Here is a 22,306-nt window from a genome sequence, read left to right on the forward strand (position 1 = left end):
CATGCACTACGACCTGCCGCTCGAGGAGGCACGTCGCTACCGTCCGCCCCTGGACGTGCCCGCGGACCTCGAGGAGTTCTGGACCGAGACGCTTGCCCTGGCGGGCGGCCCGGCACCGACGTTCGAGCCCGCCGACAGCGGCCTGGTCACAGTGTCGACGTACGACGTCACCGTGGCGGGCTTCGACGGCGCGCCGGTGAAGGCGTGGCTGCACCTGCCGGCCGGCTCGTCGGGCCGGCTGCCCGGCGTCGTGCAGTTCATGGCTACAACGGCGGCCGGGGCCTGGCGCACGAGCACGTGTTCTGGGCCAGCGCCGGGTACGCCCACCTCGTCGTCGACACCCGCGGGCAGGGCAGCGGCTGGACGACCGGCGCCACCGGCGACCCCGGCGGCTCCGGCCCGGCGCAGCCGGGGTTCCTCACGCGCGGCGTCGAGGACCCGGCGACGTACTACTACCGCCGGGTGTACGCCGACGGCGTGGCCGCGCTCGAGGCGCTTCGCGGTCACGACCGCGTCGACCCGGCCCGGGTGGCCGTGGCGGGAGGGAGCCAGGGCGGCGGGATCTCGACCTCCGTCGCCGCCCTGGCTCCCTCCTCCGTGGCCGCGGTCCTTCCCGACGTGCCGTTCCTGTGCGACTTCCGCCGGGCGGCGTCGATCGCGCAGACCGAGCCGTACCTCGAGCTGGTCCGCTACCTCGCCGCACACCGCGACCGGGTGTCGGCGACGTTCCGGACCCTGTCGTACTTCGACGCCGCGGTCCTCGGCCGCCTCGCCGTCGCCCCGGCGCTCTTCTCCGTCGCGATGATGGACGCCACGTGCCCACCGTCCACGGTCTTCGCGGCCTACCACGCCTATGGCGGCCCCAAGGAGATCGAGGTCTACGAGTACAACGACCACGAGGGCGGGCAGGCGCACCACCAGGTGCGGCAGCTGGAGTGGCTGGCGAAGGTGCTGGGCTGAGCCCGGGCTTCAGCGCCCCTCGAACTCCGGCGACCGCTTCTCGGCGAACGCCCGCGGACCCTCCCTGGCGTCGTCCGAGGCGAAGACGGCCATGCCGACCTTGGCGTCGTCGGCCCAGCAGTCCTCCTCGTGCCGGCCCTCGGAGTCGCGGACGGTCCTGAGGATGGCCTGCACCGCGAGCGGGCCGTTGGCGCAGATCAGGTCGGCGACCTCGTGCGCCTTCGCGAGCGCCTCGCCGTCGGGGACGACGTACCCGATCAGGCCGATCTCCTTCGCCTCGGGCGCCTTGATGTGGCGGCCGGTGAGGAGCAGGTCCATCGCGATCGTGTACGGGATCTGGCGGGGGAGGCGTACGGCGGAGCCGCCCATCGGGTAGAGGCTCCACTTCGCCTCGGAGATTCCGAAGCGCGCCGACTCGCCGGCGATCCGGATGTCGGTGCCCTGGAGGATCTCGGTGCCGCCGGCGATCGCGGGGCCCTCGACGGCGGCGATCAGCGGCTTGGTGAGCCGGAAGCCCTTGAGCAGCCCCTTGATGACCGACGGGTCGAACCCGGCCTTGAAGCTCTCGTCCGGCGAGCGCTTGGTCGCGGCCTTGAGGTCCATGCCCGCGCAGAAGTAGCCGCCCGCGCCGGTGAGGATGCAGACCCGGATCTCGGGGTCGGAGTTCACCCGGTCCCAGGCCTCCTCCATGATCGCCATCATCTCGCCGGAGAGGGCGTTGCGCGCCTCGGGGCGGTTCATCGTGACGATGAGCTTGTGCCCGTCCTGCTCGACGAGGCAGTGCGGTTCCGACGAGACGTCTGCGCTGGTCATGGGCCGAGCCTAGCCAAGAACAAGAACGTGTTCTAGTCTCGCGTCGTGGCTCACAACATCGCTGATCTCTTCGAACACGCCGTCGACGCCGCCCCCGACAACCCCGCCCTCAAGGTGGGTGACCGGGTCGTGACGTACGCCGAGCTGGAGGCCGACGCCAACCGGCTCGCCCACTACCTGCAGTCGCAGGGGGTCGGCCAGGGCGACCACGTCGCCATCTATGCCAAGAACAGCATCGAGCACGTCGTCGCGACGCTGGCGATCGTGAAGATCCGGGCTACCACGATCAACGTCAACTACCGCTACGTCGAGGCCGAGCTCGACTACCTCTTCGACAACGCCGACGTCGTCGCGATCATCCACGAGCGCTCGTACTCGCCGCTGGTCGCGACCTGCTGGCCGAAGCACGAGAAGCTGAAGGTCGCCGTCGTCGTCGACGACGCGCTCGACCCCGACGACCAGTCCGACTTCTCGTCGTACGGAGGGGTGAGCTACGCCGACGCGATCGCCGGCCAGAGCGCCGAGCGCGACTTCGGCGAGCGCAGCCCCGACGACATCCACATCATCTACACCGGCGGCACGACCGGGTTCCCCAAGGGCGTCATGTGGCGGCACGAGGACTTCTGGCGCGTGCTCGGCGGCGGCATCGACTTCTACACCGGCGAGCCGCTCGAGGAGTACTCCCAGTCGAGCCAGGCCAACGACCCGCGCATGGTCACCTTCCCGCTGAGCCCGCTCATGCACGGCGGCGCGCAGGCCGGCCTGCTCATGCACCTCTTCGCGGGCCACCTCACGATCCTGGAGCCCAAGTTCGATCCGGTGCGCACCTGGGAGCTGATCGAGAAGGAGAGGATCCAGCTCATCTTCATGACCGGCGACGCGATGGCGCGCCCGCTCATCGAGGCCTTCGAGGAGAAGGCCGCGACCGGCACGCCGTACGACGCCTCGAACCTGGTCGCGATCTCGAGCAGTGCCGCGATCTTCAGCCCGCCGGTGAAGGAGCGCTGGATGAAGGCGTTCCCGAACTCGATCTTCACCGACTCGGTCGGATCGACGGAGACCGGCTTCTCCGGCATGGGCATGGGGGACCCGAACAACATCTCCAAGGACGGCCCGGTCGTCGGCCTCGGCCCCGGCAGCGTCGTCATCGACGAGGACAACCGCATCCTCGATCCGGAGACCAGCGTCGGGAAGACCGGCCGGCTCGCCCGCGGCGGCTCGGTGCCGGTCGGCTACTACAAGGACCCCGTGAAGTCGGCGGCGACGTTCCTCGAGATCGACGGCGCGCGCTACTCGGTGCCCGGTGACTTCGCCCGGATCGAGGAGGGCAGGCGCATCACGCTCCTCGGCCGCGGGTCGAACTGCGTCAACACCGGCGGCGAGAAGGTCTACCCCGAAGAGGTCGAGATGGCCATCAAGGGGCACCCGGCCGTCTACGACACCCTGGTCGTGGGCATCCCGGACGAGAAGTACGGCCAGGCCGTCGCCGCCGTCGTCGAGCTCCGCGAGGGCGCGTCGCTCGACCTCGAGGAGCTGCGCACCTTCCTGCGCGCGCACCTGTCCGGCTACAAGCTGCCGCGGTCGCTGACCGTCGTCGACCGCGTGCCGCGCAACGCGACCGGCAAGGCGCAGTACCCGGCCGCCAAGGAGATGGCTCTCGCCGGCTTCGCCGCGAAGGCGGCGACCGTCGACCCCACCTCCGTCTGACCGCTGTTCCGACTTCGGGAAGAGAACCATGCGTACCCCCCTGTGTGACCAGTTCGGGATCGACTATCCGATCTTCGCCTTCACCCCCTCGGAGCACGTCGCGGCCGCGGTGTCGCGCGCCGGCGGCCTCGGCGTGCTCGGCTGCGTCCGGTTCAACGACACCGAGGAGCTCGAGCGCACGCTGAGCTGGCTCGACGACAACACCGACGGCAAGCCGTACGGCGTCGACATCGTGATGCCGATGAAGATCCCGACCGAGGGCAAGTCGGTCGACCTGAAGGCGATGATCCCCCAGGAGCACCTCGACTTCGTCGACCGGACGCTGCAGAAGCTCGGCGTACCCCCGCTCCCGGAGGGCGAGGGCCGGGAGGGCGTGCTCGGCTGGCTGCACTCGGTGGCCCGCTCGCACCTCGACGTGGCGCTGCAGCACCGGCCGGTGCTGATCGCGAACGCGCTCGGCTCCCCGCCGGTCGACGTGATCGAGAAGTGCCACGAGCACGGCATCCAGGTCGCCGCGCTGGCCGGTGCCGCCAAGCACGCGCTCTCGCACGTGCGCAACGGCGTCGACATCATCGTCGCCCAGGGCTACGAGGCCGGCGGCCACACCGGCGAGATCGCCAGCATGGTGCTGCAGCCCGACATCGTGGACGCGGTCGGCCCCGACGTGCCCGTCCTGGGCGCCGGCGGGATCGGCTCCGGCCGGCAGATCGCCGCGTCGCTCGCGCTCGGCTCGCAGGGCGTGTGGACCGGGTCGATCTGGCTGGGCACCGCGGAGTACGAGAACCTCCAGTCGAACGCCGGCTGGACCGAGGCGTTCACGCGGGCGACCTCGTCGGACACCGTCCGCACTCGGATCTACACCGGCAAGCCGGCCCGGCTGCTCAAGACGAAGTGGACCGAGGCCTGGGCCGAGGAGGACGCCCCCGAGCCGCTCCCGATGCCGCTGCAGAACCTGCTGGTCTCGGACGCCCACAATCGCATCAACGCCTCGGGCGACCCCGACGTGATCTCCATGCCGGTCGGCCAGATCGTCGGCCGGATGAACGAGGTGCGCCCGGTCGCCGACGTGATGGCGGACCTGGTCGCGGAGTTCGAGGAGACCGTCGCGCGGCTGGAGTCGATCCGGAAGTAGTCTCAGGGCGGCCTGTGCCGCCGGTCGGGCGGTCGCGCACGTGCCATCTCGTCGTACCGTCAGGAGCATGGAGACCCGACCGACCGTCGCCCTGCTCGGCACCGGCACGATGGGCGTCGCGATGGCGCGCAACCTCGCCGCCGCCGGATTCCGTGTCCGCGTGTGGAACCGCACGGCGGCCCGCGCCGCGCCTCTGGCGTCCGTCGCGAGCGTCGCGTCGTCGGCGGCCGAGGCCGTCGACGGGGCCGACATCGTGATCACGATGCTGTACGACGGCCCCGCGGTCGAGGCTGCCGTGAGCGACGTGTCGTTCGCTCAGGGCGCGGTTTGGGTGCAGTCGGCCACGGTCGGGATCGAGGGGACCGCGCGCCTGGAGTCGCTCGCGGCGTCGATGGGCGTGACCTTCGTCGACGCGCCGGTGCTCGGCACGAAGAAGCCGGCCGAGGACGGGGCGCTCATCGTGCTGGCGTCCGGCCCCGAGTCCGCGCGGCGGGTCGTGGCGCCGGTCTTCGAGGTGATCGGGAGTCGCACCATGTGGGTCGGCGAGGCCGGCGCCGGCACGCGCCTCAAGCTCGTCGCCAACTCCTGGATCCTCTCGATGCTCGAGGGCGTGGCCGACTCACTCGCGCTCGCGCGCGACCTCGGGCTCGACCCGGCGCTCTTCCTCGAGGCGATCGGCGGCGGGGCGATGGACGCGCCGTACGTCCAGCTCAAGGGCAAGGCGATGCTCGCCGACTCCTTCGATCCCGCCTTCGCGCTGGCCGGTGCGCTCAAGGACGCCGACCTCGTGCTCGATGCCGCGGCCTCCGCCGGCACCGACCTCGCCGCGATCCCCGGCATCCGGGCGCACCTGCAGCGCGCCGTCGACGCCGGTCACGGTGACCTCGACATGGCGGCGACCTGGAAGGCGCACTGATCGCGCTCAGCGGAGGTCGGGGTGCGCCCGGCCGGCGACGAGGGGCAGGTCGAGGTAGGTCTTGATGCCCGGGTCGGCGGCGACGACGTACGGGATCGAGTTGACGCAGTGCAGGGCCGTGGCGACGACGCCGGGGTTGCGGACCAGGCCCGCCTCGACGGTCTCGGGCTGCCAGCCCTTGATCGTGACGAACGCCGGCGGGTCGCCCTGGACCTCCACCTCGAATCGTTCGCCCTCGGGACCGAAGGTCCAGGCGGGGGAGAGGTGCTCCTCGCCCATCAGCCAGTTGACGGCGATGCGCACGACGCAGGCGTCGCCGACGTACGCCTCCCACACGAAGCGCTGGCCGGCCACGAGGCCGGGCTCGATCACCCCGATCGGGGTGGAGATCGGCGCGGTGGCGACCGCGACCTCCTGGGACGTGCGGATGTCGGCGTCGGCGGCGAAGCCCAGGGTGTCGAGGCACATCCGGACCGACTGGACGAAGCCGCCCGACAGTAGCCCGAGCATCGGCCCGCCCATGGCCTCCTCGGGCTTGCCGCCGAACATCATGATGTGGCGCACGACGTCCGGCGCGTTGTAGGTGCGGATGTCGCTGAACTCCTCGCCCCGCACGAACGTCACCGCCGACGACAGCGCCGAGAACACCAGCGGGTGCAGCTCGGTGATGCCGCCGGGGTTGATGCCGGTGCCGTGCAGGGTGGTGCCGCCGTCGGCGCAGGCGGCGGCGAGCGGCGCGCCGTCCTTCTCGGTCGGGTAGAACCAGCCGACGGGCGTGACGACGTTCTTGCCCGACCGCAGGATCGCGGCGACCTCGTCGCGGTTCGGGATCAGTGGTGCGTAGACCACGGCGTCGGCCTCCAGGGCGAGCACGTCGTCGATGCTCGAGGTCGCCAGCACGCCGAGCGGGTCGGTGCCGATGATCGTGCCGACGTCGAGACCGTGCTTCGACTCGGAGTGGACCCAGCAGCCGGCGAGCTCGAGCTCGGGGTGGAGCAGGATTCCTTCGATCGCGGCCTTGCCGACGCTGCCGGTGGCCCATTGGATGACGCGCACGGCGCCACCCTCCCAAATAGAACGTGTTCTCGTCTACGCCCTCACAGGGACGTCATCACACCGACCGACTCCGGCGAGAAGCGCGGGAACACCTGCGCCGTGGAGGCGCCGAAGCGGGTCGCCACGATCTCGGCGAGCACGCTGCGGTAGTCGGTCGTGACCAGGAGGTCGGCGTCGTAGCCGGTGCCGAGGCCGTGCCACTGCCCGTAGTAGCGGCCGCCCTTGACGCCGGCCCCGGCGACGAACATGACGTTGCCGTAGCCGTGGTCGGTGCCCTGGCTGGCGTTCTCGACGACGCGACGACCGAACTCGCTGATCGTCACCAGGGTCACCTTCGACGCCTGGTCGCCGAGGTCCGCGAAGAACGCCGCGACGGCGCCGGCGAGCTCCCGGGTGTTCTCGACCATCCACCCGCCCGTCGCGGACCCCATCCCCGAGTGCATGTCCCAGTCGCCGTGGTCGACGGTGACGACCTCGATGCCGACGTTGCCGCGGATCGCGCGGGCGACCTCTGCCATCGCGCGGCCGAGGTCGGTCGCCGGGTAGCTCGCGCTGCTGTCGACGGCCGCCTTGGCCGGCGCGAACGAGTCGACGGCGGCGTACGTCGAGCGCATCGCCCGCCCCAGCGGCGAGCGGTCGTGGTCCCAGAGGGTGCGGAGCGAGGCCCGGCGCCGGCCTCCGTCGTCGTCGCCCTCGCCGGGCAGCCTGACGTCGTCGACCGCGCCGGCGGACATCGTCGGCGCCGGGCCGAACAGCGACGTCGGCGGCACCCCGCCCGACATGTTGAAGCCGCTGAGTGGCGAGCCGCCGGGAGTGGCACCGACCAGGCGGTTCAGCCAGCCGCTGCGCACCGACGAGCCGGGGTCGGCGTCCTCGACCTCCTCCATGGCGGCGAAGTGCGACCGGTTGGGGACGGGCAGGCCGGTGGCGTGGACCGCGGCGAGCCGACCCTCGCTCCACAGCGGAACCAGCGGCGCGAGCTCGGGGTGCAGCCCGAACATCGCGTCGGGCACCAGCAGCCGGTCGGCGGGTACGGCGATGCCGGGGCGCGCGGAGTAGTAGGCGGGGTCGGCGTGCGGCACGACGAGCGACAGCCCGTCGGCCGCGCCGCGCAGCGACAGCACCACCAGCACCGATGCGGCCGGCGCGGCTGAGGAGGCGGACGTCGTGACTGCCGCCGAGCCGACGAGGGTGGTGGCGCCGGCCAGCGCGATGGCACCGGAGAAGAGTCCGCGCCGGGAGACGGCGGCGAACTCGGCGCAGCAGGGGGAGGTGGTCGTCATGGGCATGGCCTTCACCGGGTCAGGTGGGCGGGGGAGTCGAGGAGGGTGGTGATCAGGCGGTACATGCCCCAGCGCACCAGGTCGTGGTCGTCGGTGATCCGCTCGCGCGGCTTGCAGCCGGTCGCCTGGCAGCACGCCTGCAGCAGTCGCGGGCTCGCTCGCCGGTGCAGGATCCGCCGCGACATGTCGTCGACGAGCTCGTCGAAGCGCACCTTGCGGCCCGGCAGCCACGCCTCGGGCTTCCGGTAGTGCGCGCCGTGGGAGGGCCACCACCCGCCGGCCAGGCTCTGGTGCGCCTCCATCGACGCGATCAACCGCGCCGGCGAGGCCCAGGACGCGTTGTCGATCGGCTGGCCGTCGGGCCGCGGCCACGAGAACGGCATCGACCCCATGCCGGACACCTGCCACAGCAGCTGGTTCGCGGCGAACTTCTCACCGGCCTCGCCTGCGGGCGGCCTGCGGATCCCGACGCCGAGGGCGCGGTAGGTCGCGACGAGGTCCTCGCCCGGGTCGCGGACCTTGGCGCCGACCGACGCCCGGAACGCGCGGGAGTCGACGAGGGCGCGCAGCACCGGCTTGATCTCGGTGTCGTGGCGCAGGTAGACGCGGGCGAGCTCGGCGACCAGCTCGGCGGGCGGGTCGTCGCGGACGAACTTCGTCGCGAGGCGCCGGGCGACCGTGCGTGCGGTCGCGGGGTGGTGGGCCAGGTAGTGGAGGTACTCCCGGGTGACCTTCCGGCCGTCCGCCCGCTTGTTGCGATGCCGGAAGTCCAGGACGCGGACCCGGCCACGGGCGTGGGCCTCCTCGTCGTACTCCCTGCGGAACGACTCCCACATGTCGACCGTCCAGCCGGTGAGGATGCGCGCGGAGTGCTTGACGTCCCGCTCGTCGTAGGCGCCGCGGCCGACGGTGTGCAGCTCGAGGAGCTCGCGGCCGAGGTTCTCGTTGGGGAACTCCCGGGTGGAGCTGACGTTGTCGAGGCTGATCAGCAGCGCTGGGTGGGTGACGACCTCGCGCAGCATCCGGTCGAAGCGGCCGAGCGCGTGGTGGCGGATCACGTTGCCGTAGTCGGACCGCCACGTGAACTGGGGGTCGCCGTTGACCGGCACGTTGAAGTGGTGCTCCCAGACCTCGGTCATGACCTCGTGCAGCTGGCGGCGAGAGTGGATCCGGCGCAGCAGCACCCAGCGCTGGTAGTCCGCCATCACCTCCCAGCCGCCCTCGATCTCCTGGTCCTGCCGCTTCCAGAGCTCGGTGGCCCCGCGGTCGAGGCTCGGCCACCAGCCCCGGATGCGGTCGGCCGCGCCGTCCCGGATGTCGCCGGGCGCCAGCTGCCGCTCGAACCACGCGCGAGCGCCGCCGGCACGACGTACGTCGCGGGCGAGCGCGGGCGTCACGCCGTACGAGAAGCGACCGACGAGGTGGCGATCCGCAGGGGAGAGCAGGTCGGGCATGGGTGGCTCCGAGATCGTGACGGCGACACAGGACCTGATCCCGAGACTGGCGTGCGGACCGCGGTCGCGACCAACCTAGGCGGTCGGAGGCGGTGGGCGCCTCATTGCGGCGAATGTTTTACGCGGCCGCTCCGCCGGTAGCATGCCTCCCGACCTGCTCGCCTCCCGTGAGGAAACCTCGAACCCGGCCATGGACGGCTCTCAAAGTCCCCGGCTCTCCCCGGCACCTGACCAGGGAGAGCAGCAATCATGACCTCGTGGCTCCTGATCGCCACCGCCCTGCTGATGATCGCCGCGTGCGGCGTCTTCGTCGCGGCGGAGTTCTCCTTCGTCACGGTCGACCGCAGCAAGGTCGACCGGGCCGCCGAGGCGGGTGACGCGCGCGCCCGCCGCCTGCAGACGGCACTGCGCTCGCTGTCGACCCACCTGTCGGGCGCCCAGGTGGGCATCACGATCACCAACCTGGCCATCGGCTACCTGGCCGAGCCCGCCGTCGCGTCGCTCATCGACGAGCCGCTCGCCGACCTCGGGGTGCCCGAGGGTGCGGTGACGCCGGTGGCGGTGGCCATCGCGCTGACGCTGAGCACGATGCTGACGATGATCTTCGGCGAGCTGGTGCCCAAGAACCTCGCGATCGCCAAGCCGATGACCGTCGCGCTCGCGACCGAGCGCTTCCAGAGTGCCTTCACCGCGCTGGCCCGCGGGCCGATCCGCGTGCTCAACGGCTCGGCGAACGCGTTCGTTCGCCGGCTCGGCATCGAGCCGCAGGAGGAGCTCCGCTCGGCGCGCAGCTCCACCGAGCTCGCGTCGCTCATCCAGCGCTCGGCCGACCACGGCACGCTCGACGTCGAGACCGCGGAGCTGATGGAGCGGTCCGTGGAGTTCGGCGCCCGCACCGCGGGCGAGATCATGACGCCCCGGGTGCGCACGACGACGCTGGGCAGCAACGACCGCGCCACCGCGCTGATCGCGAAGGCCCGCGAGACCGGGCACTCCCGCTTCCCGGTGCTCGACGCGGACGAGACCGTCGTCGGCACCGTCCACGTCAAGCACGTCGTCGCGCTGCCGGCAGCTGAGCGCGCGACCACCAAGCTCAAGCACCTGACTGCGAAGCCGATCGTGGTGCCCGACTCCCTGCGGCTCGACCCGCTGCTCGCGCTGTTGCGCAAGGACGGCTTCCAGCTCGCCGTCGTCATGGACGAGTATGGCGGGTTCGCCGGCATCGTCACCCTCGAGGACGTCGTCGAGGAGATCGTCGGCGACATCTCCGACGAGCACGACCGGCTCAGCGCCAGCGCGCGCCGGCTGCGCGACGGCAGCTGGTCGCTGTCCGGCCTGCTGCGGCCCGACGAGGTCGCCGACCTGACCGGGGTCGAGCTGCCCGACCACGAGGACTACGACACGATCGCGGGCCTGGTGCTCCGCCACCTCGGCCGCATCCCCGGCGTGGGCGACCGGGTCGAGGTCGCCGTACCGGACCGGACGGACCCCGACGAGCCGCGTGAGCGCCTCGTGGTCCTGACGGTCTCGCGCATGGAGGGGCTCCGCATCGATCGCGTCGCGCTCCACGCGCTCGTCGCCGAGAAGGAGGGCGACCGATGAGCCCCGTGGTCGCGATCGTCGTCGCGGTGCTGCTGGTGCTCGGCAACGCGTTCTTCGTGGGCGCCGAGTTCGCGCTGGTGTCGGCGCGGCGCACCCAGATCGAGCCGCGCGCCGAGGCGGGCTCGCGGATGGCCCGGGTGACGATCCGCGCGATGGAGAACATCTCGCTGGTGATCGGCGTCAACCAGCTCGGCATCACCGTCTGCTCCCTGCTCCTCGGTGCCGTGGGTGAGCCCGCGATCGCGCACCTGGTCGAGCCGGTGCTGCACGCCGTGCACCTGCCCGAGAACCTGCTGCACCCGGTGTCGTTCGTGATCGCGCTCATCGTGGTCGTCTACCTGCACGTCGTGCTCGGCGAGATGATCCCGAAGAACATCGCGCTGGCCGGGCCGGACCGCGCCGCTCTCGTGCTCGGCCCGCCGATCTGGGGCATCGTCACGGTGCTGCGGCCCGTGGTCGTGGTGATCAACGCGATCGCGGCCGGGGTGCTGCGCCTGCTGGGTGCCCGGCTGACCGACGAGGTGTCCTCGACGTACACCCGCGAGGAGGTCGCCGCGCTCGTCGAGGAGTCGCACGGCGAGGGCCTCATCGAGAGCGACGAGTACGACCGCCTGGCCGGCGCGCTCGGCTTCACCGAGAAGGCGGTGTCGGCCGTGCTGATGCCGTCGGCCACGCTGACGACCGTGCGACGCGGCTCGACGGTCGCCGACGTGGAGGCGGTCTGCGCCGCCACCGGCTTCAGCCGGTTCCCCGTCGCGTCCGCCGACGGCGACCTGGTCGGCTACCTGCACATCAAGGACGTGCTCGAGACCGACCCCGACCGGCGCAGTCGCCTGGTCGAGGACAAGTGGATCCGGCCGTTCGCGCCGGTCTCCGCGGACGACGCGCTGCACGACGCGCTCGAGACCCTGCAGCGCCGGGGCGCCCACATGGCGCGCGTCGTCGACGCCGACGGCATGACGCTCGGCCTGGCGACGCTGGAGGACGTCATCGAGGAGCTGGTGGGCGAGATCCGCGACGCCGCACACCTCGACGAACCTGCCTGACGCCGGGCGCCGCTGGACGTCAGCGGTCGACAAGTAGGGTGTGCTCGGCAAGCACCCGGGAGAATCGCAGGAACGAGACACGGTGGGAGACGACGCGACGCGGAACCGTGTCTGGACGCTGCCCAACCTGCTGAGCATGCTGCGGCTGGCGGGCGTCCCGCTGTTCCTGTGGCTGGTCCTCGGGCCGGAGGAGGACCTGCTCGCCCTCGGCGTGCTGGCGCTCTCGGGCATCACCGACTTCCTCGACGGCTACCTCGCCCGCCGGCTGCACCAGACCTCCGTGCTCGGCCAGGTGCTCGACCCGGTGGCCGACCGGCTCTACATCCTCGCGGTCGTCGTCGGCCTCGCGCTGCGCGACATCGTGCCCTGGTGGGTGGCGCTCCTGCTGCCGCTCCGCGACCTGCTGCTGTGGGGGCTGGTGCCGCTGCTGCGCACCCGCGGCTACAGCGCGCTCCCGGTGCACTTCCTCGGCAAGGCCGCGACGTTCAACCTGCTGTACGCCTTCCCGCTGCTGCTGCTCGGTGACGGCGAGGGGACAGTCGCGACGCTGGCGCAGGTCTTCGGCTGGGCGTTCGCGATCTGGGGGATCGGTCTCTACTGGTGGGCCGGCGTGCTCTACGCCTGGCAGGTGTGGACGCTGCTGCGCACCACCGAGCGACGGCGGGCGCAGACCGATGCCTGAGACGCCGTCCGAGCGCGCGCGGACGCCGCTGCTGACGCTGATCACCGAGGAGTCGCTCGACGAGGACTACCGGCACGTCGCCGACCAGCGGGCCATGTCGAACGAGCCGACCGGCACCAGCCGCCGCTCGCACTGGATCGCCTTCGCTGCCGTGGCCGTGTTCGGGGTCCTGGTGACGATCGCGGCGGTCCAGACCTCGGCGTCGTCTGGCATCAACGACGCCAACCGCGACTCGTTGCTGCAGCGGATGTCCGAGGAGCGCACCGAGGCGGCCGCGCTCCAGGAGCGGATCGTGCGGCTGCGCGAGCAGCTGGTCGCCGGCCAGGAGCGGTACGACGACGCCTCCGACCGCCTGGACAGCGCCGAGAACCGGGTCGAGCAGCGGGCGGCGATAGCCGGCTTCGGAGCGGTCACGGGGCCGGGGGTGGTCATCACCGTCAACGACGCCCCCGACGGCGAGGCCGTGCAGGCCGAGGACCTGGCGACCCTGGTCAACGGGCTGTGGGAGGCGGGCGCCGAGGCCGTCGCGATCAACGGCAAACGACTCACGGCGCGCTCGTCGCTGGGCAACTCCGGCGCCGCGATCAACCTCAACGGGCCGCCGCCGCTGTCGCCGCCGTACGTCGTCTCCGCGATCGGCAACGAGAACACGCTCCAGGCCGACCTGCTCGACACGACGAGCGGCCTGGCGTTCAACAACCTCGTCGATGTGTTCGGATTCCAGGTGAAGCGACAGAATGTCGGCGAGCTCGAGCTGCCGGCCGGCCCCGCGCGGCAGCTCCGGCTGCTGCGGCACGCCGAGGCGGGCACGGCCGAGCAGAACCGCATCAACCAGAAGGAGACCGCGCCATGATCGCCGCTCTCGGGCTCCTTTTCGGGATCGTGCTGGGCATCGTCTTCCAGCCGGACGTGCCGAACTGGCTGGAGCCGTACCTGCCGATCGCCGTGGTCGCCGCGCTCGACGCGGTCTTCGGCGCGCTGCGTGCGTACCTCGACGGCATCTTCGACGACAAGGTCTTCGTGGTGTCGTTCGTCAGCAACGTCGTGATCGCCGCGGGCATCGTCTTCCTCGGCGACAAGCTGGGCGTCGGCGGCCAGCTCTCCACCGGCGTCATCGTCGTCCTCGGCATCCGCATCTTCTCCAACGTCGCCGCGATCCGCCGGCACATCTTCCACGCCTGAGCCATGACCGACCACGAGCAGACGCCCGCACCCGAGCCCGACCGGCCGACCGGTCGCGACCGGCTGCTGCGCGCGCTGCTGCGGCCGTCGCGCGGCCAGGTCGTCGTCGCCGTGCTGCTCGCCCTGCTGGGCTACGCCGCGGTCACCCAGGTGCGGTTCACCAACGTCGACAACACCTACTCCAGCCTGCGCGAGCAGGACCTGATCGACGTCCTGACCGGCCTGGCCGCGCAGACCCAGCGCGCCGAGGCCGAGATCGCGCGGCTCGAGCGGACCCGCGACAACCTCCGGTCCGACACCGGCCAGCGCGAGGCGGCGATCGCGCAGGCCGAGCAGCAGGCCGACACACTCGCGATCATGGCCGGGCTGGTGCCCGTGACCGGGCCGGGCATCCGGATCACCGTGACCGAGACCGAGGGTGCCGTCGACGTCGACACCATGGTCGACCTCGTGCAGGAGCTGCGGACCGCCGGCGCCGAGGCGATCCAGATCAACGAGGAGGTGCGCCTGGTGGCGCAGTCCTCCTTCGAGGACTCCGTCGGCGGCATCGAGGTCGACGGCACGCCGATCAGCTCGCCGTACGTCATCGACGTGATCCGCGACCCGGACACGCTGCACGGCGCCGTCGACTTCCCCAACGGGCCGCGCGACCAGCTCGAGGACGAGGGCGCGACCGTCGAGGTCGAGGAGCTCGGCTCGCTCGACATCGTGTCCGTCGTCGAGCCGCCCCGGCCTGAGTACGCCGAGCCCGACTCGTCGCAGTAACCTCACGCGTGGTGCTTCCGCGCCGCACCGGTCCGCCCGACTCCGAGGAGATGACGTGTACCCCGACGACCTGAGCTACACCAGCGAGCACGAGTGGGTCCGCCAGCCCGGTGAGCACGACGGCGCCGTGCGGATCGGCATCACCCACTACGCGCAGGACGCGCTCGGCGACATCGTCTACGTCTCCCTGCCGGAGGTCGGCGAGGCAGTCGAGGCGGGCGCCACGTGCGGAGAGCTGGAGTCGACCAAGTCCGTCAGCGACATCTACGCGCCGGTCTCCGGCGAGGTCGTCGCCCGCAACGAGGCGCTCGACGCGACGCCCGAGCTGGTCAACAGCGACCCGTACGGCGGCGGCTGGCTCTTCGAGGTCGTGCCGGCCGAGCGTGCCCAGCTCGACGAGCTGATGGACGCGGCGGCGTACCAGGGGACCCTCGAGGGCTGAGCCCGCGAAGTTCGCTTGATAGACCCGACCTGGCTGATAGGTTCGGAGCAACCGTCAACCTCAGCCGACCCTTGAGGGTTCGCCATCGAGGGTTTGCCGCGAGATCGAAGGACTGACCCGATGCCGTTCTGCACAGTGTGTGGCACGCAGAACCCCGACGACGCGCGCTTCTGCGCCCAGTGCGGCAACCGGCTCGCGACGCCGGCGGCCGCAGGTTCGGGGGAGGCCCCCAGCGACGCGACCGCGACGATCCAGATCGGCGCCGCCGACAAGACGGAGACCTCGGACCGGCAGCTCAACCCGGTCGATGCCGCCGCCGTCGACGCGCTCCCCGCCGGCCATGCGCTGCTGGTCGTGCAGCGCGGCCCCGGGTCGGGCAGCCGCTTCCTCCTGGACCAGGACGTCGTGAGCGCCGGGCGCCACCCCGACAGCGAGATCTTCCTCGACGACGTGACGGTCTCGCGGCGGCACGCGGAGTTCCACCGTCAGGGGGAGACGTTCACGGTCAGCGACGTGGGCAGCCTCAACGGCACCTACGTCAACCGGGACCGGATCGACCGGGTCCAGCTCACCGACGGCGACGAGGTCCAGATCGGCAAGTTCCGCCTGGTCTTCTTCTCGGGGCACACAGGAACGTGAGCATGACGGGCTCTGCCTCGGGTGCGGCCTCCTCTCCCCGGGCGCGGATGAACATCGGGGAGGTGCTCGACCGGCTCCGACCGGACTTCCCTGGCATCACCATCCCCAAGATCCGGTTCCTCGAGGACAAGGGGCTGATCAAGCCCGAGCGCACGCCGGCGGGCTACCGGAAGTTCTCGCACGACGACGTCGAGCGGCTCCGCTACGTGCTGCGGATGCAGCGCGATCACTACCTGCCGCTGCGGGTGATCGGCGAGCACCTCGACGCGATCGACCGGGGCCTCGAGCCGCCGCCGATCGAGCCCGTCGTACCCACCGTCCCGAAGGTCGCGCTCGCCGCCGACGGGCTGCCGAGCGCGGAGTCGTTCCGCCGCCAGGACCACGTGCGACTCTCGCGCCGCGAGCTGGTCAAGATCGCCGGGATCTCCGAGGAGCTGCTCGGCGAGCTCGAGCAGTTCGGCCTGGTCGCGCCCTCGCGCACCGGCCACTACGACACCGACGCGCTCGTGATCGCGCAGACCGCGCGCGAGCTCGCCGACTTCGGCTTCGAGCCGCGCCACCTGCGGGCCTTCAAGACCGCCGCCGACCGCGAGGTCGGCCTCGTCGAGCAGGTCGTCGCCCCCCACAAGCGCGGCCGCGACACCGCCGCGAAGGCGCGCGCCGAGGAGACCGTCAGCGAGATCGCCGCGCTCTCCGTCCGCCTCCACGCCACGCTGGTCAAGGCCGGACTGCGCAGCTCCTGACGGCGCCGGCGGGGCTGGATCCCCGGTCCGCCGGGGATGCCGTCGCCTACCGGGCATAGCAACGCCCGGGAAGTGCCGGAAGTACCCGGGAAGTCGGGGTACTGGACCGCCACCGGACCCGGAGTAGGGTGAACGCGTGCGCGAAGTGGATGTCTTGGGAGTCAGGGTCGAGATGCCCTCGAACCAGCCGATCGTGCTGCTGCGCGAGGTGGCGGGCGACCGCTACCTGCCCATCTGGATCGGCGCGGTCGAGGCCACCGCGATCGCGTTCGCCCAGCAGGGCGTCGTGCCGCCGCGTCCGCTCACGCACGACCTGCTGAAGGACGTGCTCGAGGCGACCGGCAACGAGCTGGCGGAGGTCCAGATCACCGAGGTCAAGGACGGCGTCTTCTTCGCCACCCTGGTCTTCGGCTCCGGCACGGAGGTGAGCGCCCGTCCCTCGGACTCGATCGCGCTCGCGTTGCGCACCGGCACCCGCATCGTGTGCGCGGAGGAGGTGCTCGACGAGGCCGGCCTCGCCGTACCCGCCGAGCAGGAGGACGAGGTCGAGAAGTTCCGCGAGTTCCTCGACCACGTCACGCCCGAGGACTTCGACGCGCACTGAGGGATAACCCTCAGCCTGAGGTTGAGGGTTGCGACACGCCGCCGACGTCTTTGACGGGTCGACCGGGGCGGCCTACCTTGAACTGTCTCTGTTGTAACTCCATTGCTGTGACACCCGCTCGCGGGAGGATCGGCACCTTCCCCGAAGGAGTTACGGTCAACGGAGTAGCCCCACGGAGGACCGTGTGAACGAGAACGAGCAGCAGCGCGACGCCGAGGCGTCGCTGGCTGCCCAGGCGGCGGAGGAGCAGGGACTGCTCTTCACCGACGACGTCTCCCCGCTGCCCAGTGACACCGGCTACCGCGGTCCGACCGCGTGCAACGCCGCCGGCATCACCTACCGGCAGCTCGACTACTGGGCCCGCACCGGCCTGATCGAGCCGACGGTGCGCGGCGCCAAGGGTTCGGGGTCGCAGCGGCTCTACTCGTTCCAGGACATCCTGCTGCTCAAGGTCGTCAAGCGGCTGCTCGACGCAGGCATCTCGCTGCAGCAGATCCGCACGGCCGTGCAGCACCTGCGCGAGCGCGGCACCAACGACCTGACCCGCGTCACGCTGATGAGCGACGGCGTCTCGGTCTACGAGTGCACCAGCAACGACGAGATCATCGACCTGCTCCAAGGCGGCCAGGGCGTCTTCGGCATCGCCATCGGCGGCGTCTGGCAGGAGATCGAGGGCACGCTCGCCGAGCTGCCCTCCGAGCGCACCGCCGACGCGGAGGCCGAGCCGACCCCGGGCGACGAGCTCGCCGCTCGCCGGGCGGCACGCAAGACCGGCTGACCCGCCGACACCCACCGACTCGACCGGCCCGTTGCCTCACGGCGGCGGGCCGAAGTCGTTTTCGTACCCTGACCCGGGTAGATTGGGCCGCGCTGACAATCCCGCACGGGAGAGTCTTCGTCAGACTGGCTGATGCCGGCCGGACGGAGCGCCGAAGGGGCAATCCCTCCCCGGAACCTCTCAGGCGCCCAGGACCGTGCGGACCAGGCAACTCTGGAGCCACCTCGGCGAGACCGGACGTGGTGACAGAGGGGGAGGCACCCGAACGACCGCACTGAGTCGACGCCGAGGAGCCCCCGTTGCCGGACCGTCCCACCCTGACCGAGCTGGACGGCGCGCTGCCGTTCGTCGAGCGCCACATCGGGCTCCGCGACGCCGACGTCGCGACGATGCTCAAGCGCCTCGGCATCGACTCCCTCGACGCCCTGATGGACGCCGCCGTCCCCGGCGCGATCCGCGTGGCCGAGACCCTCGAGCTGCCCCGGCCGCTGAGCGAGGAGGCCACCGCTCGCGAGCTGCGCGCGATCGCCCACTCCAACCGCCCCGGCGAGGCGATGATCGGGCTGGGCTACCACGCCACGATCACGCCGCCTGTCGTACGCCGCAACGTGCTCGAGGACCCGAGCTGGTACACCGCGTACACGCCGTACCAGCCCGAGATCTCCCAGGGACGACTCGAGGCGCTGCTCAACTTCCAGACCGTGGTCGGTGACCTGACGGGGCTGCCGACCGCCAACGCGTCGCTGCTCGACGAGGGCACCGCGGCCGCCGAGGCGATGACGCTGGTCCGGCGGGCCAACCGCAAGGCGAGCGGCCCGTTCGTCGTCGACGCCGACGCGCTGCCGCAGACGATCGACGTCGTCCGCACGCGCGCCGAGGCGATGGGCATCGAGGTGGTCGTCGCCGACCTCGCCGACGGTCTGCCCGAGGGGGAGCTGTGCGGCGTGCTCGTGCAGTATCCCGGGGCGTCCGGCCGCGTCCTCGACCCGCAGCGGGTGATCGCCCAGGCCCACGACCGCGACGCGCTCGCCGTCGTCGCCGCCGACCTGCTCGCGCTGACCCTGCTGGAGGCCCCCGGCGCGCTGGGCGCCGATGTCGTCGTCGGGTCGAGCCAGCGCTTCGGCGTCCCGCTCTTCTACGGCGGCCCGCACGCCGGCTACATGGCCGTCGGCGCCGGGCTGGAGCGCCACCTGCCGGGCCGGCTGGTCGGCGTCTCCGTCGACGCGGAGGGCCGCCCGGCGTACCGCCTCGCCCTGCAGACCCGCGAGCAGCACATCCGCCGCGACAAGGCGACCTCCAACATCTGCACCGCGCAGGTGCTGCTGGCCGTGGTGGCGTCGATGTACGCCGTCTACCACGGCCCCGAGGGCCTGCGGTCGATCGCACGGCGCACGCACCGGTACGCCGCGGTGCTCGCCGCCGCGCTCGCCGACGCGGGCCTCCCGCCGCTGCACCGCCAGTTCTTCGACACGGTCGTGATCCCGGTCGCCGGCCGGGCGCAGGACGTGGTCGCCTCCGCCCGAGGCCTGGGTCTCCAGCTGCGGCTGGTCGACGCCGACCACGTCGGCATCAGCACCTCCGAGCTGACCACGCGGTCCACGATCTCCAGCGTGCTCAAGGCGTTCGGCGTCTCCGGCACCGACCTCGACGCCGTCGACGCGGTGACGCCCGACGCGCTGCCGGCGCCGCTGCAGCGCACCACGGCGTACCTCACCCACGAGGTCTTCACCGCCCACCACAGCGAGACCGCGATGCTGCGCTACCTGCGGAAGCTGTCGGCACGTGACTACGCGCTCGACCGCGGCATGATCCCGCTCGGCTCGTGCACGATGAAGCTCAACGCCACCACGGAGATGGAGCCGGTGTCGCTGCCGGGCTTCGCCGACCTGCACCCGTTCGCGCCCGCCGAGGACGCCGCCGGCTACCGGCAGCTCGTCTCCGAGCTCGAGGGCTGGCTGGCCGAGGTCACCGGCTACGACCACGTCTCGATCCAGCCCAACGCCGGCTCGCAGGGCGAGCTCGCCGGCCTGCTCGCCATCCGCGGCTACCACCACGCCAACGGCAACGGGCACCGCGACGTCTGCCTGATCCCGAGCTCCGCCCACGGCACCAACGCCGCGTCCGCCGTGATGGCGGGCATGAAGGTCGTGGTCGTGAAGTCGGGCGACCACGGCGAGGTCGACCTCGACGACCTGCGCGCCCAGTGCGAGAAGCACGCCGACGACCTCGCGGCGATCATGGTGACCTACCCGTCGACCCACGGGGCCTACGAGGACACGATCACCAAGCTGTGCGACATCGTGCACACCCACGGCGGGCAGGTGTACGTCGACGGCGCCAACCTCAACGCCCTGCTGGGGTTCGCGAAGCCGGGCGAGTTCGGCGGCGACGTCTCGCACCTCAACCTGCACAAGACGTTCTGCATCCCGCACGGCGGCGGCGGTCCGGGCGTCGGTCCGGTCGCGGTGCGCGCGCACCTCGCGCCGTACCTGCCCTCCCACGCGATGCACCCCGAGGCCGCAAAGCGGGAGGGCATCGGGCCGATCAGCGCCGCGCCGTACGGCTCGGCCGGCATCCTCCCGATCTCGTGGGCCTACATCCGGCTGATGGGCGCCGCGGGCCTGACCCGGGCGACCGCGGCGGCGGTGCTCTCGGCGAACTACATCGCGGCCCGGCTGGGCGAGCACTACCCGGTGCTCTACCGGGGCCACGGCGGGCTGGTCGCCCACGAGTGCATCCTCGACCTGCGCGGCCTCACCAAGGAGACCGGCGTGACCGTCGACGACGTCGCCAAGCGGCTCATCGACTACGGCTTCCACGCGCCGACGATGTCGTTCCCGGTCGCCGGCACGCTGATGGTCGAGCCGACCGAGTCCGAGGACCTCGGCGAGATCGACCGCTTCATCGACGCGATGATCGCGATCCGCGGCGAGATCGACCGAGTCGCGTCGGGGGAGTGGACCCCGGAGAGCTCGCCGCTGCGCGGCGCCCCGCACACCTCCCGCGCTCTGGTGGGCAAGTGGAAGCGGGCCTACACCCGCGAGGAGGCGGTGTTCCCGACCGGCATCGACCCCGACAAGTACTGGCCGCCGGTCGCCCGCATCGACCAGGCCTACGGCGACCGCAACCTGGTCTGCGCCTGCCCGCCGCTCGAAGCTTTCGCGGAGTGACGGTCTCCGACCACACCGCCCGGCGGTTGCGCGCCCGGCTCGCCCACGCCCAGAGCACGGGTCGGCTGCCGTCGGTGGTCGCCGGCCTCGTGCGCGACGGCGAGCCCGTCTGGTTCGACGCGTACGGCGGGCCGGCCGTGCCCGGTCACGACCCGCTGGACGTGCAGTACCGGATCGGGTCGATCACGAAGACCCTGGTCGCGGTCCTGGTGCTCCGGGCCGCGCGGGAGGGACGGGTCGACCTCGACGCGCCGGCCTCGTCGGTGCTCGGCGACGTCGGGTACGCCGACCGGTCGCTCCGCACCCTGCTCGCGCACAGCTCGGGCATGCAGTCGGAGCCGGCCGGCTCCTGGTGGGAGCGCTCAGCCGGGCTGTCCTGGGACGAGCTGACGGCCGCCAATGACGGCACGGGCGCGGTGTTCCCGGCCTACCAGGAGTTCCACTACTCCAACCTCGGCTACGCGCTGCTCGGCGAGGTCGTCGCCCGGGTCCACGGCACGACGTGGTGGGAGGCCGTCCGCGAGCGGGTGCTGGCGCCGCTGGGCATGTCGCGCACGTCGTACCTGCCCGACGGCGCGGCCGCGCAGGGCTGGTCGGTGCACCCCTACGAGTCGACGCTCGTCGCCGAGCCCGCGACCGACACCGGGGCGATGGCGCCCGCGGGCCAGGTGTGGGCGACGGTCACCGACCTGGCGCGGTACGCGTCGTTCCTCCTCGACGGACACCCCGACGTGCTGTCGGCCGACGAGCTGGCGCGGGCGTTCGGGCCGCAGTCGGGCAACCCGAAGGACGGGCTGCGCTACGGCCACGGGCTCGGGTTCCAGCTCTTCCCCGGAGGCTCCGGCACGCTGGCCGGCCACACCGGCTCGATGCCGGGGTTCCTGGCCGCCTGCCTGGTCGACCGCGGCCGCCGCGTCGGTGGCGTCGTGCTCGCCAACGCCACGACCGGCTACTCGCCGGCGGCGATCGTCACCGAGCTCCTCGACGAGCTCGAGCACTGTGAGCCGACGATCGCGCTCGCGTGGACGCCCTCGCCGCCGGTGCGGGCCGAGCTCGCCGGGGTGCCCGGCGTGTGGCACTGGGGCAACACCGCGATCGTCTTCGCGATGGAGGGCGCCGAGCTGGTCGCGCGCCGTGCCGGCCAGGAGCTCTACCGCTTCGCCGTCGTCGACGGCCGGGTGGTCGGGCTGTCCGGCTACCACGCGGGCGAGGAGATGCACGTCGTACGCCGTGCCGACGGCAGCGTCGGCCACCTCGACGTCGCGACGTTCATCTACACGCGCGAGCCCTACGACCCGGAGGCCCCCATCCCCGGAGGCCATCCGGGCTGAG

20 protein-coding genes, 1 pseudogene and 1 riboswitch are annotated in these 22,306 nt (G+C 71.8%); of the genes and pseudogenes, 17 read left to right on the forward strand and 4 right to left on the reverse strand.

What is annotated here, in order from left to right:
- Position 1 precedes the first annotated feature (1 nt).
- Positions 2 to 960, forward strand: a pseudogene (locus tag ACFQQI_RS12205) (acetylxylan esterase).
- A gap of 9 nt (positions 961 to 969) precedes the next feature.
- Here ACFQQI_RS12205 and ACFQQI_RS12210 read toward each other — a convergent pair.
- Positions 970 to 1,773: a crotonase/enoyl-CoA hydratase family protein gene (locus ACFQQI_RS12210; RefSeq protein WP_378563163.1), complete on the reverse strand. Its 804-nt coding sequence runs from the start codon at positions 1,771 to 1,773 to the stop codon at positions 970 to 972.
- Positions 1,774 to 1,818: 45 nt separating this feature from the next.
- Between ACFQQI_RS12210 and ACFQQI_RS12215 the strand changes: the two genes are divergently transcribed.
- From ACFQQI_RS12215 to ACFQQI_RS12225, 3 genes are all read left to right on the forward strand, one after another.
- Positions 1,819 to 3,480, forward strand: coding sequence for an acyl-CoA synthetase (locus ACFQQI_RS12215; protein WP_378563168.1), 1,662 nt, complete (start codon positions 1,819 to 1,821; stop codon positions 3,478 to 3,480).
- A 28-nt stretch (positions 3,481 to 3,508) separates the two neighbouring features.
- The gene (locus ACFQQI_RS12220) at positions 3,509 to 4,612 is read left to right on the forward strand and encodes an NAD(P)H-dependent flavin oxidoreductase (protein WP_378563173.1); all 1,104 of its coding nucleotides are present in this window, start codon (positions 3,509 to 3,511) and stop codon (positions 4,610 to 4,612) included.
- Between the two features lie 67 nt (positions 4,613 to 4,679).
- Positions 4,680 to 5,528 (forward strand): NAD(P)-dependent oxidoreductase, encoded by an 849-nt coding sequence (locus ACFQQI_RS12225; RefSeq protein ID WP_378563178.1) that lies wholly within the window; start codon positions 4,680 to 4,682, stop codon positions 5,526 to 5,528.
- Between the two features lie 6 nt (positions 5,529 to 5,534).
- Here the strand turns inward: ACFQQI_RS12225 and ACFQQI_RS12230 are convergent, their stop codons facing one another.
- The 3 genes from ACFQQI_RS12230 to ACFQQI_RS12240 are packed head-to-tail and all read right to left on the reverse strand — an operon-like array spanning position 5,535 to position 9,321.
- Complete coding sequence (locus tag ACFQQI_RS12230) at positions 5,535 to 6,584, reverse strand: hypothetical protein (RefSeq protein WP_378563182.1); 1,050 nt, start codon at positions 6,582 to 6,584, stop codon at positions 5,535 to 5,537.
- Between the two features lie 41 nt (positions 6,585 to 6,625).
- Entirely contained in the window at positions 6,626 to 7,867 is a 1,242-nt protein-coding gene (locus ACFQQI_RS12235) for a DUF1501 domain-containing protein (RefSeq protein ID WP_378563187.1), read from the reverse strand.
- 11 nt (positions 7,868 to 7,878) lie between these two features.
- Positions 7,879 to 9,321, reverse strand: a complete 1,443-nt coding sequence (locus ACFQQI_RS12240; protein ID WP_378563193.1) for a DUF1800 domain-containing protein — start codon at positions 9,319 to 9,321, stop codon at positions 7,879 to 7,881.
- 249 nt (positions 9,322 to 9,570) lie between these two features.
- Here ACFQQI_RS12240 and ACFQQI_RS12245 point away from each other — a divergent pair, with 249 nt between their 5' ends.
- The 13 genes from ACFQQI_RS12245 to ACFQQI_RS12305 all read left to right on the forward strand — a co-directional run bounded on the left by ACFQQI_RS12245 (position 9,571) and on the right by ACFQQI_RS12305 (position 22,305).
- Entirely contained in the window at positions 9,571 to 10,923 is a 1,353-nt protein-coding gene (locus ACFQQI_RS12245) for a hemolysin family protein (protein WP_378563200.1), read from the forward strand.
- Positions 10,920 to 11,969, forward strand: a complete 1,050-nt coding sequence (locus ACFQQI_RS12250) for a hemolysin family protein (protein ID WP_378563207.1) — start codon at positions 10,920 to 10,922, stop codon at positions 11,967 to 11,969. Before ACFQQI_RS12245 ends, ACFQQI_RS12250 begins: the two co-directional genes overlap by 4 nt.
- A gap of 82 nt (positions 11,970 to 12,051) precedes the next feature.
- Positions 12,052 to 12,651 carry a CDP-alcohol phosphatidyltransferase family protein gene (locus ACFQQI_RS12255; RefSeq protein WP_378563214.1) on the forward strand — a complete coding sequence of 200 codons (600 nt, stop codon included), beginning with the start codon at positions 12,052 to 12,054 and terminating at the stop codon, positions 12,649 to 12,651.
- A complete protein-coding gene (locus tag ACFQQI_RS12260; protein ID WP_378563218.1) occupies positions 12,644 to 13,504 on the forward strand; it encodes a DUF881 domain-containing protein in 861 nt (286 codons plus the stop codon). The genes ACFQQI_RS12255 and ACFQQI_RS12260 overlap by 8 nt, the downstream gene beginning before the upstream one ends.
- The gene (locus ACFQQI_RS12265) at positions 13,501 to 13,833 is read left to right on the forward strand and encodes a small basic family protein (RefSeq protein WP_378563221.1); all 333 of its coding nucleotides are present in this window, start codon (positions 13,501 to 13,503) and stop codon (positions 13,831 to 13,833) included. The genes ACFQQI_RS12260 and ACFQQI_RS12265 overlap by 4 nt, the downstream gene beginning before the upstream one ends.
- A gap of 3 nt (positions 13,834 to 13,836) precedes the next feature.
- The gene (locus ACFQQI_RS12270) at positions 13,837 to 14,598 is read left to right on the forward strand and encodes a DUF881 domain-containing protein (protein ID WP_378563224.1); all 762 of its coding nucleotides are present in this window, start codon (positions 13,837 to 13,839) and stop codon (positions 14,596 to 14,598) included.
- 55 nt (positions 14,599 to 14,653) lie between these two features.
- On the forward strand, positions 14,654 to 15,040 hold the full coding sequence (gene gcvH / locus ACFQQI_RS12275) for a glycine cleavage system protein GcvH (RefSeq protein WP_378563227.1): 387 nt from the start codon (positions 14,654 to 14,656) through the stop codon (positions 15,038 to 15,040).
- A 120-nt stretch (positions 15,041 to 15,160) separates the two neighbouring features.
- Positions 15,161 to 15,679 carry an FHA domain-containing protein gene (locus ACFQQI_RS12280; RefSeq protein ID WP_378563230.1) on the forward strand — a complete coding sequence of 173 codons (519 nt, stop codon included), beginning with the start codon at positions 15,161 to 15,163 and terminating at the stop codon, positions 15,677 to 15,679.
- Between the two features lie 2 nt (positions 15,680 to 15,681).
- Positions 15,682 to 16,422, forward strand: a complete 741-nt coding sequence (locus ACFQQI_RS12285) for a MerR family transcriptional regulator (RefSeq protein ID WP_378563234.1) — start codon at positions 15,682 to 15,684, stop codon at positions 16,420 to 16,422.
- Between the two features lie 172 nt (positions 16,423 to 16,594).
- The gene (locus ACFQQI_RS12290) at positions 16,595 to 17,026 is read left to right on the forward strand and encodes a bifunctional nuclease family protein (protein ID WP_378563237.1); all 432 of its coding nucleotides are present in this window, start codon (positions 16,595 to 16,597) and stop codon (positions 17,024 to 17,026) included.
- A 184-nt stretch (positions 17,027 to 17,210) separates the two neighbouring features.
- Entirely contained in the window at positions 17,211 to 17,804 is a 594-nt protein-coding gene (locus ACFQQI_RS12295) for a MerR family transcriptional regulator (protein WP_378563240.1), read from the forward strand.
- A 96-nt stretch (positions 17,805 to 17,900) separates the two neighbouring features.
- Positions 17,901 to 18,011: riboswitch (glycine riboswitch) on the forward strand.
- Between the two features lie 92 nt (positions 18,012 to 18,103).
- Positions 18,104 to 20,974 carry an aminomethyl-transferring glycine dehydrogenase gene (gene gcvP, locus ACFQQI_RS12300; RefSeq protein WP_378563243.1) on the forward strand — a complete coding sequence of 957 codons (2,871 nt, stop codon included), beginning with the start codon at positions 18,104 to 18,106 and terminating at the stop codon, positions 20,972 to 20,974.
- The gene (locus ACFQQI_RS12305) at positions 20,971 to 22,305 is read left to right on the forward strand and encodes a serine hydrolase domain-containing protein (RefSeq protein WP_378563246.1); all 1,335 of its coding nucleotides are present in this window, start codon (positions 20,971 to 20,973) and stop codon (positions 22,303 to 22,305) included. Before gcvP ends, ACFQQI_RS12305 begins: the two co-directional genes overlap by 4 nt.
- Position 22,306 lies beyond the last annotated feature (1 nt).

This window comes from Nocardioides sp. GCM10030259 (genome assembly GCF_042666375.1).
GTDB lineage: Bacteria > Actinomycetota > Actinomycetes > Propionibacteriales > Nocardioidaceae > Nocardioides.

What these genes read in the sequence shown, in the direction of transcription:
- ACFQQI_RS12260 (WP_378563218.1), top strand. Translation starts at nt 12,644, where the DNA reads ATGCCTGAGACGCCGTCCGAGCGCGCGCGGACGCCGCTGCTGACGCTG.
- ACFQQI_RS12290 (WP_378563237.1), top strand. Translation starts at nt 16,595, where the DNA reads ATGCCCTCGAACCAGCCGATCGTGCTGCTGCGCGAGGTGGCGGGCGAC.
- ACFQQI_RS12270 (WP_378563224.1), top strand. Translation starts at nt 13,837, where the DNA reads ATGACCGACCACGAGCAGACGCCCGCACCCGAGCCCGACCGGCCGACC.
- ACFQQI_RS12250 (WP_378563207.1), top strand. Translation starts at nt 10,920, where the DNA reads ATGAGCCCCGTGGTCGCGATCGTCGTCGCGGTGCTGCTGGTGCTCGGC.
- ACFQQI_RS12265 (WP_378563221.1), top strand. Translation starts at nt 13,501, where the DNA reads ATGATCGCCGCTCTCGGGCTCCTTTTCGGGATCGTGCTGGGCATCGTC.
- ACFQQI_RS12220 (WP_378563173.1), top strand. Translation starts at nt 3,509, where the DNA reads ATGCGTACCCCCCTGTGTGACCAGTTCGGGATCGACTATCCGATCTTC.
- ACFQQI_RS12240 (WP_378563193.1), bottom strand. Translation starts at nt 9,321, where the DNA reads ATGCCCGACCTGCTCTCCCCTGCGGATCGCCACCTCGTCGGTCGCTTC.
- ACFQQI_RS12245 (WP_378563200.1), top strand. Translation starts at nt 9,571, where the DNA reads ATGACCTCGTGGCTCCTGATCGCCACCGCCCTGCTGATGATCGCCGCG.
- ACFQQI_RS12285 (WP_378563234.1), top strand. Translation starts at nt 15,682, where the DNA reads ATGACGGGCTCTGCCTCGGGTGCGGCCTCCTCTCCCCGGGCGCGGATG.
- ACFQQI_RS12235 (WP_378563187.1), bottom strand. Translation starts at nt 7,867, where the DNA reads ATGACGACCACCTCCCCCTGCTGCGCCGAGTTCGCCGCCGTCTCCCGG.
- ACFQQI_RS12210 (WP_378563163.1), bottom strand. Translation starts at nt 1,773, where the DNA reads ATGACCAGCGCAGACGTCTCGTCGGAACCGCACTGCCTCGTCGAGCAG.
- ACFQQI_RS12280 (WP_378563230.1), top strand. Translation starts at nt 15,161, where the DNA reads ATGCCGTTCTGCACAGTGTGTGGCACGCAGAACCCCGACGACGCGCGC.
- ACFQQI_RS12225 (WP_378563178.1), top strand. Translation starts at nt 4,680, where the DNA reads ATGGAGACCCGACCGACCGTCGCCCTGCTCGGCACCGGCACGATGGGC.